The organism is Anaerolineae bacterium, from assembly GCA_011176535.1.
In the GTDB taxonomy this organism is placed as follows: domain Bacteria; phylum Chloroflexota; class Anaerolineae; order Anaerolineales; family DRMV01; genus DUEP01.
This window is the reverse complement of sequence record DUEP01000029.1, coordinates 1-9,805: the sequence shown is the minus strand read 5'-3', so window position 1 is coordinate 9,805 and position 9,805 is coordinate 1. Positions and strand designations below refer to the sequence as shown.

Genomic DNA, 9,805 nt, shown 5'->3' with positions numbered 1-9,805 from the left:
CCAGAGGGGTTCCTGGCGCAACACCTGCAGCATCTGGCGCAGGTTGCGGCCCTCCAGGGGCAACGCCTCGCCGATCCAGGGCCGGGCCAGGCGGAAGGCCAGCGGCAGCCACCCCACCGGCAGAGGCAGGGCTAGCCGGAAAGGCTGTCCTGCCTCATCTTCCGGCCGGCGAATCTCCACCCGCACCCATGCCCCGCGCCAGGCAGCCCACACCACGCCCAGCGCCAGCAGCCCAAGCAACCCCACGGGCAGCAGGCAAAGCAGACCGAGCAGCCATCCGGCCCCACCCCACATCGCGGCCCAGAATGTGCCGCCGAAGCAGAACAGCCCCACACCCCCCACGACCCAGGGCAGAACCCGGAAACCCGCCAGGAGGCGGATCTGTTCCTTTGGGCGCGTCGACTTCCTCAGGGTCGGGACCACCTGTGCGGAGGGGCTGGTAGCCTCCTGCGGGGTCAGCGCCCGCCACAGGAGGAGCGCCTCCTCAGGGGTCAGACGGCCTTCCTCCACCATCCGCAGCAAACGGCGACGCGCGTTCATCCCTCGCCCTCCAGAGCCTCCAGCAGGCGCTCCGCCTCTTCCGCCGTGATCCGCTTGTTGGCCAGCATGCGCAGCACGAGCAGGCGCTCCTCCTCGGCCGCCGTCGGACGGCGGGACGACGCGGCCTCCTCCTCGGGCCATGCGGCCGACCAGTCGGGGAGGTCCGCCTCCCCTTCCGCCGTCTCCTCAGCTTCGGTGGCCCAAGCCAGCCACAAATCGCCGCCCACCTCCAGGTCCAGGGTGGCCGTGCCCTGGCCCAGGGTGGTTTCCCAGCGTCCCTGCGTCGCCCCGACCGTGTCAACAGGCGCGTGCAGGTCGCCCTGCACCCGGGCAACGATGCGCACATCGCTCTCCTCAGGCAGCACCAGGCGCAGGTCGCCGTCCACTTTCAGGCGCACTGTTTGCCCCGGCGAGAGTGGGCCCACCCAGCGGGCATTGCCGCGCACCGTGAGGTCCACATCCCCGGCCACCTGGCGCAGGTCAAGCGCCCCCCGCACAGGAGAATCCAGCCGCACCTCGCCCTGCACATCCTCCAGGGTCAGCGGCCCGCGAGGGCCTTCGCCCAGGACAGCGCCCTTCACCCGGCGGAGCATCAGCGGGCCGCGAACCTGCCCCACCTGCACCGCCGCCACATCCTGCCCGGTGACCGGGCCGTTGACGGTCTCCAGGTGCAAAGCGCCCTCCAGGTGCTTCACGGTCAGGGGGCCATTGACCCGTTGGGCACGTACGAGGCACCCCGCAGGCACCTTCACCTGCACCGGCCCCCACATGCGCACCTCGACCACCTTGCCCGCGGCCTTGACCCTGCGTTTGCCCAGCCCAGCCACCCGCAAAGTCGCCCCCCGGCCCGCGCCGATGAGCAACAGGGGGCCATTGACCCACAGATGTACCTCCTCCATCCCCTCACAGGAGACCTGTTCCTCGCTCCACCACAGCCGCGCTTTTCCCATACCCCAACCCATCACGCGCCTCCTTCTTCCAAAAGGCGCAACGCCTCCTCGGGGGTGATGCGCCCGGCTTCCAGGTCGTCGAGCACCTGGCGGCGCAGTTCCTCGTCCGGAGGCACGGCCGCTTCGCCTGCCTCCTCGACCCCTTCAGGCTCGAATCCCAAGACGCGAATCACCTCGCGCAGGCGGTTGCGCACCGTGGGATAGGACAAGCCCAAACGATCGCCCACACAATTCAACTTGCCTTCGCAGCGCAAAAAGGTTTCCAGAAAGGCCAGTTGCTGGGCGTTGAGCGCGGCGAAGGCGGTCACCTGGGGGGCAAAGCGCCCCTCCAGCCGGGTGTCGCACACCCGACACTGAGCGCTGGTGACCACCAGTTCGCCGCCGCAAATAGGACATCGTGCCGGAAGAGCATGCATGTTGCACTCCTTTCCCGCCAAAGCGGCCCACTATGGGGTAAAATAGCCCCAATCGGGCCCGGGTTTCCGCTGGGTCGGACGCCGGTCCAGCCTCTTTCCGGCAGGCGCCACCGGAGGCGGGTGGGCTGCGCCTTCCTGCGCCTCCAGCCAAAGCGCCCCCCGCTCCTTCCGTTCGCGCTGGCTCTCACTCAACAGCCAGAGTTTCAACCGGTCATGATACACCCACTGCTCCATCATCCTCCACCTCCTTTACTGAATCCCAAAAAGGCTTTCACTTTACGCCACCATTATACAATTTTTTGAAGGTTTGTCAAGTTCCAATTTTTAATTTTCTAAACAACGCTATGAGTTTTCCAACCTCTCCCCCGGCCACCGTTGCTATCCTCACCGATTTTGGCACCCTGGACCCCTATGTGGGGATCATGAAAGGGGTCATCGCCCGCATTGCGCCCCAGGCGCGGCTGGTGGACCTGACCCACCACATCCCGCCAGGGGACATCCGCCGGGCGGCGTTCGTGCTCTGGCAGAGTTACGCCTACTTTCCCCAAGGCACGGTGTTCCTGGCCGTGGTAGATCCCGGGGTGGGCACCGCGCGCCGCGCCCTGCTGCTCGAATGCGGCGGGTATCGCTTCATTGGCCCGGACAACGGCCTGTTCACCTACCTCTGGCATGAAAAGCCCGGTCCGGCCTACGAACTGCGCCACCCCGCCTTTCGCCTGCCCGGCGTCAGCGCCACCTTTCACGGGCGCGATATCTTTGCCCCTGCCGCCGCCTACGCCGCCCTGGGCGTCCCCGGCGCGGCCTTTGGCCCGCGCATCGAGCAGCCCCGGCAATTTCCCCTGCCCGCCTGCCGCGTGGACGCCCAGAGGAAGGTTCACGGAGAGGTGCTCCACGCAGACCATTTCGGCAACCTGTTGACCTCCCTGGGCCTCTGGCAGCCCGGACCCCAAGGGTGGCAGCTGACCCCCTGGCTCCACCAGGGCCCTCCAGTGCGTCTGCCCCCCCGCGCCGTCCGCCTCCCTTCGGGGGAGCGCGTCCCCATCGTGACCACCTTCGCCGACCTGCCTCCCGGCCAGGTCGGCGCATTGGTCGGCAGCACGGGCCTGCTCGAACTGGTGGTCAACGGCGGTTCGGCTGCCCGTCAAACAGGACTCGCCTCGGGCGACCCCGTCGTCCTGGAGACTGAGTTGCTGGCGTAAGCCCCTCCTCCGCTTCGCCGCCCCAATCCGGGGGTGGCGCCACCATCTTTGCCAGATCGAAGGGAACAGCCATGGAAAAATTCATCATCGAAGGTGGCTTCCCCCTCCAGGGCGAGGTCACCCCTTCTGGCAACAAAAACGCGGCCCTACCCTTGCTGGCCGCCTGTCTGCTCACCGACGAACCTGTGGTGCTGCACAATGTCCCCCAGATCCGGGATGTGCTCACCATGCGCGCCCTGCTCCAAAGCCTGGGGGTGCGCATCGATACCCTCGACGACCACACCTGGCGCATCCACGCCCAAGAAGTCCATCCGGCCGATCTAGACCCGCACCTCACCCGCGCCATCCGCGCCTCCATCTTGCTGGCCGGCCCCATGATGGCCCGCACCGGGCAACTGGAACTGCCGCCGCCCGGCGGCGATGTCATCGGTCGCCGCCGGGTGGACACCCATGTGCTCGCCCTGCGGGCGTTGGGTGCCGAAGCGGCCTACGACCGGCGCGCCAAGCGCTTCACCTTTCGCGCTCAGGGACTACGCGGTACCGACATCCTACTCGATGAGGCCTCGGTGACGGCCACCGAAAACGCCATCATGGCTGCCGTTCTGGCCCGTGGTGAAACGGTCATCCGTAACGCCGCCTCGGAGCCCCATGTTCAGGAACTCTGTCACCTGCTTAACGCCATGGGCGCCCACATCGAAGGTGTGGGCAGCAATGTGCTCCACATCCAGGGCGTGGAGCGGCTCCACGGGGCCGAATTCACCATCGGCGCCGACTACTTAGAAGTGGTTAGTTTTATCGGCGCGGCGGTCCTCACCGGCGGCAGCATCCGCATCCGCAACGCTGGCCCCCAACATCTGGACATGATCCGCCTGGTGTTCAACCGCCTGGGCGTGGACTGGCAGACCGAGGGAGCGGATGTCCTCGTCCCGGCCGGACAATCGCTGGAAATCCAGCGCGATTTGGGGGAATTCATCCCCGAAATCAGCGCCATGCCCTGGCCGGGTTTTCCCACCGACCTGATGAGCATCGCCATCGTGGTGGCCACTCAGGCCAAAGGCACCATCCTCTTCCACGACTGGATGTACCCCAGCCGCATGTTCTTTACCGACAAACTGGTAAGCATGGGCGCACAAATCGTGCTTTGTGACCCCCACCGGGTCATCGTCAGTGGACCCAGCGAACTCATCGGCGAACAACTGGAAAGCCCCGACATCCGGGCCGGGATGGCCCTGGTGCTGGCCGCTCTGGCCGCCCACAGCACCTCGGAAATCCGCAACATTCGCCAGATCGACCGCGGCTACGAGCGGGTGGACGAAAAATTGCGCGCCCTGGGGGCTCGCATTCAGCGCGTGGCAGAGGGATGAACCATGGGGGGAAGGGCAACGCTTTTTTTGGCTACACGAAATCGCCACCGAACAAAAAGCGGGTTGGGCCATCCACCGCGCCCAACCCGCTCAGCATGAAGCCCACCAAGGGGGTCAGCCCTGCGACGCAGGCGCCTCCTCGGCCGGACGGATTTCATAATCATGGGTGATTTCCGTCACCGCCCCCAACATCGCGCTGGCCGAACAATACTTTTCTTCAGACAACTGGATAGCCTGCTCGACATCCTTGGCCTTCAAATCGCCCCAGAGAATGTAGTGGATGTGGATGCGCGTGTACACGCGGGGGTGCTCATCGCGCCGCGTGCCCTTCACCTCCACCCGTAACCCCCTCAAATCGGCGCGCTTTTTCTGTAAGATGAGCGCCACATCCACGCCGGTGCACCCGGCCAGCCCGACGAGGAGCAACTGCATAGGCGGGATCCCTTTCTCGCCCTGCACCTGCCCGACGACCACCCGCCCTCCCGCCTCGTTGGTGGCCACGAAGTTCGTCCCCTCCACCCAATCGGCCTGGACCTTAATCCATTCGCCTGCCATAAGCCCTCCCGAATCGCATTTTGGGATGCGCCCCATTTTACCGCACTCCTGAAGGTGGTCTGCTGTATAATATCCCCATCTGACTTGTTGCCAATGCTACGAGGTGGATGCGAACATGGCCGAACTCGTCCTGGGGCCTGTGGTCGGCGGTGTGCACGCCCATGGAGCCAAACTCTGGGGCCGCGCCGACGAACAAACCATGATGTACGCCTGGATAGGGCGCGAGCCCGACCTGAGCGATGCGCAATATGTGGGGGCCACCCTGTTAAGCGCCGACACCGGTTTCGCTGGCGTGGTCTCGCTGAGCGACCTGCAACCCGATACCCGGTACCATTACACCCTGACGCTGGACGAAACCCCACCGCACCCCCAGAGCGGGCCGTACCCCTCCTTTCGCACCGCCCCCGAAGAGGGAGACGACCAGCCCATCGCCTTTGCCTTTGGCTCCTGCTTTTTGCCCCGTCGGCCCGAAGACGACGCCATCTTCACCGCCCTGGATCAACGCCGTCTGGAGGAGGATCTGCGCTTCTGGCTACTGCTGGGCGATCAGATCTACGCCGACGCTTGGGACGCCAACGGCCTGGGTCGGGTGGCCCTGACGGCCGACGACTACCGTGCCATTTACCGGCATAACTGGTCCCGCCCGGCCCTGCGCCACCTGCTGGCCCACCTGCCCGCCTACATGATTTGGGACGACCACGAGGTGGACGATGACTGGCACTGGACCAACCTCGACCGCCTCACCGCCGACATCCCCTGGTGGGACAAAGCCATCCGCTGGTGGCACCGACGCCCCCGCGAAGAGCGTCACCTCTCCCGCAAACGGGTGCGGGCAGCCCTCCAGGCGTACTGGGAACACCAGGTGCTCCACGCGCCCCCGTTGCTGCACCCCCCTGAGGGTGCCGACATCCAGCGGCCCCAAATCCTCATGGGCGACGAAGGGCATTTCGGCTACACCTTCACCTACGGCAACGCCGCCTTCTTCGTGCTCGACACACGCTTCCACCGCGTCAAAGCCCCGGAGCAGCGCCGTCTGCTCAACCCGGCCCAATGGCGCGCCCTGGAGAACTGGCTCCTGGCAATGCGTGACCGCTTCCCCTTCAAATTCATCGTCTCTTCGATCTCCCTTCTTTCCGACTCCTGGGCGGACCTCGCCCGCGACCGCTGGAACGGGTTCCCCGATGAACGCCGGCGGCTACTCCACCTCATCGCCGCCCATCGGGTGCCGGGGCTGTTCATCCTCACCGGCGACCTGCACGCTGGCCACGCCATCCGCGCCGAAATACGCACCGAGGATGGCGAACGGCTCACATTGTGGGAATTCTGTGCATCGCCTTTCGCCCAAAAGATCAACGGACTGGCCCGCTACCTCTGGCGCGCCCACGCCCCCTGGCCCGTGCGGCGTCTGCAACGGCTTTTTGTCGTGGACCGCCCCCACTTCGGCGTGGTGCGCCTGACTTCCGAGCCGCAGCCCGGCGTTTCGTTCACCGTGTACGACGCCCAAAACCAACCCTTGCACCAGGTTTGGGTTCCCCACCCCATGGGGGGCACCGAAAGCCTCCTCGCCGAACCCGAGCCATGACGAATTCCCCCTCCYCGCCCTCCATCGCCCARGCGGTGGCGAATTATCTGGACACCGTCGCTCTGGCCCGTAGCGCCAATACCGCGCGGACCTACCGCAACGGATTGCGTCTTTTCCTGRYGGTGCTCAAAGCRCACGAACTCGACCCGGAAACCGTCCCCATCACCGCGCTGAAAGAAGAAGCCGTGGCCTGGTTTGCCCAGGCGTTGAAGGATTTTTCCCCGGCCACCGAGCGGCTGTATCTCACCGCAGCGACCACCTTCTACGAATACCTAGCCGCCGAGGGGATGACGGCGGTGAACTTACCCCGGGTGCGTATGCTCATCCGCCAACGCGCCCGACGAGCGGGGCAGCGCCTCCCTCAATTTCCCCGTGAGGCCATCGAGCAAGTCCTTGCCTATGCGCAATCTCTTCCCGCCCTCCCGGCCCACGACGACCGCGAACGCCTCCGCCACCTGCGCGACCGGGCCTTTTTGCTCATCTTAGCCGACACCGGCCTGCGCGTGCACGAGGCCTGTAGCCTGCGCCGCGGCGATCTCGACTGGCGCGAGGGCAAAGCCCTCATCATCGGCAAAGGCAACCGTCAGGATGTGGTACGCTTCTCCCGCCGCGCCATGCAGGCTCTGCAAGACTACCTCCAGGCCCGCGCCCCTCTGGATGGCGCGTCGGGCCGCCCGCTGACCTCGCTGCCCCTCTTTGCCCGCCACGACAAAGGCGCCGGGAAGCGCGTCCTCCCCATCACCACCGCCACCGGTCGCAACATCGTGGCCCAAAGGGTGCGCGAAGCCCTGGGCCCTCAGGCCGTGGGCACTATCACCCCCCACTCCTTCCGCCACTACTTCGTCACCACCGTCCTGCGCGGCTCCGGCGGCAACCTCAAACTGGCCCAGGAACTGGCCCGCCATCGCAACATCACCGTCACCCAACGCTACGCCCATTTGAGCGATGACGAACTCGACCGTGGTTACTGGGAAATCTTCGAGCAAAACGACCCGGCCACGCCCCCACTTTTCCACCCCAACCCCGAAGAGAAGAAGCAATGAACCCTCGCCCTGCCCGCACCTCGTCTCGCGTGGTGTTCATTTTTCTCGCTTTCATGCTGCTCCACCAGGCCGACCGTCTGCTCATCGGCCCGCTCAAAGGCCCTATCAGCGAGACCTTTGGATTGAACAATTTCCAATTTGGCCTGCTGGTCACCGGCGCATTAGTCGTCGGCACCGTGCTCTACCCCGTCTGGGGATACCTCTACGACCGCTACGCCCGGGCCAAACTGCTGGCCCTGGCCTCGCTCATCTGGGGAAGCACCACCTGGCTGAGCGCCGTCGCCCCCACCTACCCCGCTTTTCTGGTCACCCGCGCCAGCACAGGGATCGATGACTCTTCCTACCCCGGCCTTTATTCCCTGGTCGCCGATTATTTCACCCCCCAACAGCGGGGGCGCATCTACGGCCTGCTGCAAATCGCCATGCCTTTTGGCTACCTTATTGGAATGGTGCTGGCGCTGGCCCTGGCCCCCATCATCGGCTGGCGGGCCGTGTACTACATCACCGGGGGGTTGGGCATCCTGCTGGCCCTGGCCATCTATCGCTGGGTTCCCGAAGCCCCCCGGGGGCAGGCCGAACCGGAATTCGCCGGTCAGGAGGACATCCCCCTGTTCCGCTTCTCCTGGCGCGAGGCCCGCGAAATTTTCCGCCGCCCCACCATGCGCCTCCTTTTCGTCCAGGGATTCTTCGGCGTCTTCCCCTGGAATGTGCTGACCTATTTCTTCTTCGACTACCTGGCCAAAGAGCGCGGCTACAATTCGGGCCAGGTACTGCAAACCATGCTGCCCGTGCTGCTCTTCATGGCCTTAGGATACTTTCTGGGCGGCTGGTTAGGGGACCGTCTTTTCGTCCGCACCTCGCGAGGCCGCATCCTGGTCGCCATTACCGGCGTGCTTTTCGGCATGCTCTTCCTCGCCCTGGCCCTCAACACCCCCATTGGGCAGGGCAGGCTTTTTGCCACGCTGCTTTTCATCGGTGCCATTTTCATCCCCCTGCCCAGTGCCAATGTGGTTGCCACGATACAGGACATCAATCCTCCCGAAGTGCGCAGCACGGCCCAGGCTATCGAGTATTTCATCGAGAATTCGGGGGCCGCCGTGGCCCCGGCTCTGGCCGGTTGGGTGGCTGACCACACTTCCATGGGTGCCGCTATTCTGTCGGTCTCCATTGGCGCCTGGCTCCTTTGCGCCGTTATCTTCACCGGTATGCTGTGGACCGTGCAGCGCGATGTCAAACGCCTGCGCGATGAAATGGCCCGCCGCGCCAGCCAGACGTACAGCGCCACAGTCTGATGCCCAACCACGGAGGAGAAGACATTCGCCATGCCTACTGTGACGCTCCAGGGCCTCCCCCTGAAAACCAGCATCTCCTGTACGCCCACGGAAGACGACCTGCTCGTCGGCCAGGCCGCCGAGGTACGCCTGCGGCTGCCTTTCCCGCTGGTGCGCTTCTACCGCCACGGCTGGCATTCGTGGAGCCTGGCCACCTGGCTCGACCCCGCTCAGCCCCTTCCGACGCCCACCCAACGCCCTCTCTGGCCTCAAACCGACGATCCGGCCTACCTGCATCAAAGCCCTTCCCTGTGGAGCGTTGGCCTAGCCGTGATGGAAGGCCCCAACAGCGAGCGCCTGCTTTTGGGTTCTTTGGGGCTGGACAGCCGCCTGCGTCTGGAGGGCGAGACGCTCATCGGCTGGAGCGAACACGGCGCCGTGCCTTGGTTCCTGGCCGCCGGGGAGGGCAAGGCCCCCTTTACTGCTTACGCCCACCATCTGCGCGCCACCTGGGACGCCGGGGCCAAACTTCACCGCCGCGGGTCTGGTGCTCTTAGTACAGCGTGATGCAAGACATCAGCCACCCCCTGCTGGAACATGTCCTGGCCGGGCTGGACGGGCTGCCCTACGAAGTGTTCCAGATCGACGACGACTGGCAACAGGCCATTGGGGACTGGGAGCCCAACGCCAAATTCCCCGCTGGGATGGACGCCCTGGCCCGGCGCATTCGCCAGGCCGACCGCACTCCCGGAATCTGGTGGGCGCCTTTCATCGTCAGCCCGCACAGCCGTCTGTTCGCCGAGCATCCCGACTGGCTCCTCCGCGACGCCCAAGGGAACCTGGTGCCGGCGGGCTTCAACTGGAACGCGCCCTTCTTCGCCCTGG

General features: G+C 65.4%; 12 protein-coding genes. 7 read left to right on the top strand and 5 right to left on the bottom strand.

The features are described from left to right. The 4 genes from G4O04_04305 to G4O04_04290 all read right to left on the bottom strand — a co-directional run. Positions 1-540 (bottom strand): hypothetical protein (locus G4O04_04305; protein HEY57745.1); only part of this gene is annotated, 540 nt, incomplete at its 3' end. Beyond that, on the bottom strand, positions 537-1,502 hold the full coding sequence (locus tag G4O04_04300) for a hypothetical protein (GenBank protein HEY57744.1): 966 nt from the start codon (positions 1,500-1,502) through the stop codon (positions 537-539). The genes G4O04_04300 and G4O04_04305, both read right to left, overlap by 4 nt. Next, a complete protein-coding gene (locus G4O04_04295) occupies positions 1,502-1,906 on the bottom strand; it encodes a DUF2089 domain-containing protein (protein ID HEY57743.1) in 405 nt (134 codons plus the stop codon). Before G4O04_04295 ends, G4O04_04300 begins: the two co-directional genes overlap by 1 nt. Positions 1,907-1,936: 30 nt before the next feature. Further along, positions 1,937-2,143 (bottom strand): hypothetical protein, encoded by a 207-nt coding sequence (locus tag G4O04_04290; GenBank protein ID HEY57742.1) that lies wholly within the window; start codon positions 2,141-2,143, stop codon positions 1,937-1,939. 107 nt (positions 2,144-2,250) lie between these two features. Between G4O04_04290 and G4O04_04285 the strand changes: the two genes are divergently transcribed. Beyond that, positions 2,251-3,105, top strand: a complete 855-nt coding sequence (locus G4O04_04285) for an SAM-dependent chlorinase/fluorinase (GenBank protein HEY57741.1) — start codon at positions 2,251-2,253, stop codon at positions 3,103-3,105. A gap of 71 nt (positions 3,106-3,176) precedes the next feature. Next, positions 3,177-4,469, top strand: a complete 1,293-nt coding sequence (murA, locus tag G4O04_04280) for a UDP-N-acetylglucosamine 1-carboxyvinyltransferase (protein ID HEY57740.1) — start codon at positions 3,177-3,179, stop codon at positions 4,467-4,469. 114 nt (positions 4,470-4,583) lie between these two features. Here the strand turns inward: murA and G4O04_04275 are convergent, their stop codons facing one another. Next, on the bottom strand, positions 4,584-5,024 hold the full coding sequence (locus tag G4O04_04275; GenBank protein HEY57739.1) for an OsmC family protein: 441 nt from the start codon (positions 5,022-5,024) through the stop codon (positions 4,584-4,586). A gap of 115 nt (positions 5,025-5,139) precedes the next feature. On the opposite strand from G4O04_04275, the gene G4O04_04270 reads away from it, so the two are divergent. The 5 genes from G4O04_04270 to G4O04_04250 all read left to right on the top strand — a co-directional run. Then, complete coding sequence (locus G4O04_04270; protein ID HEY57738.1) at positions 5,140-6,606, top strand: hypothetical protein; 1,467 nt, start codon at positions 5,140-5,142, stop codon at positions 6,604-6,606. Further along, entirely contained in the window at positions 6,603-7,649 is a 1,047-nt protein-coding gene (locus G4O04_04265; GenBank protein HEY57737.1) for a tyrosine-type recombinase/integrase, read from the top strand. Before G4O04_04270 ends, G4O04_04265 begins: the two co-directional genes overlap by 4 nt. Then, positions 7,646-8,941 carry an MFS transporter gene (locus G4O04_04260; GenBank protein ID HEY57736.1) on the top strand — a complete coding sequence of 432 codons (1,296 nt, stop codon included), beginning with the start codon at positions 7,646-7,648 and terminating at the stop codon, positions 8,939-8,941. The genes G4O04_04265 and G4O04_04260 overlap by 4 nt, the downstream gene beginning before the upstream one ends. 30 nt (positions 8,942-8,971) lie before the next feature. Beyond that, positions 8,972-9,487, top strand: coding sequence for a hypothetical protein (locus tag G4O04_04255; GenBank protein HEY57735.1), 516 nt, complete (start codon positions 8,972-8,974; stop codon positions 9,485-9,487). Continuing rightward, a partial coding sequence (locus G4O04_04250; protein HEY57734.1) for an alpha-galactosidase occupies positions 9,487-9,805 on the top strand: 319 nt, incomplete at its 3' end. The genes G4O04_04255 and G4O04_04250, both read left to right, overlap by 1 nt.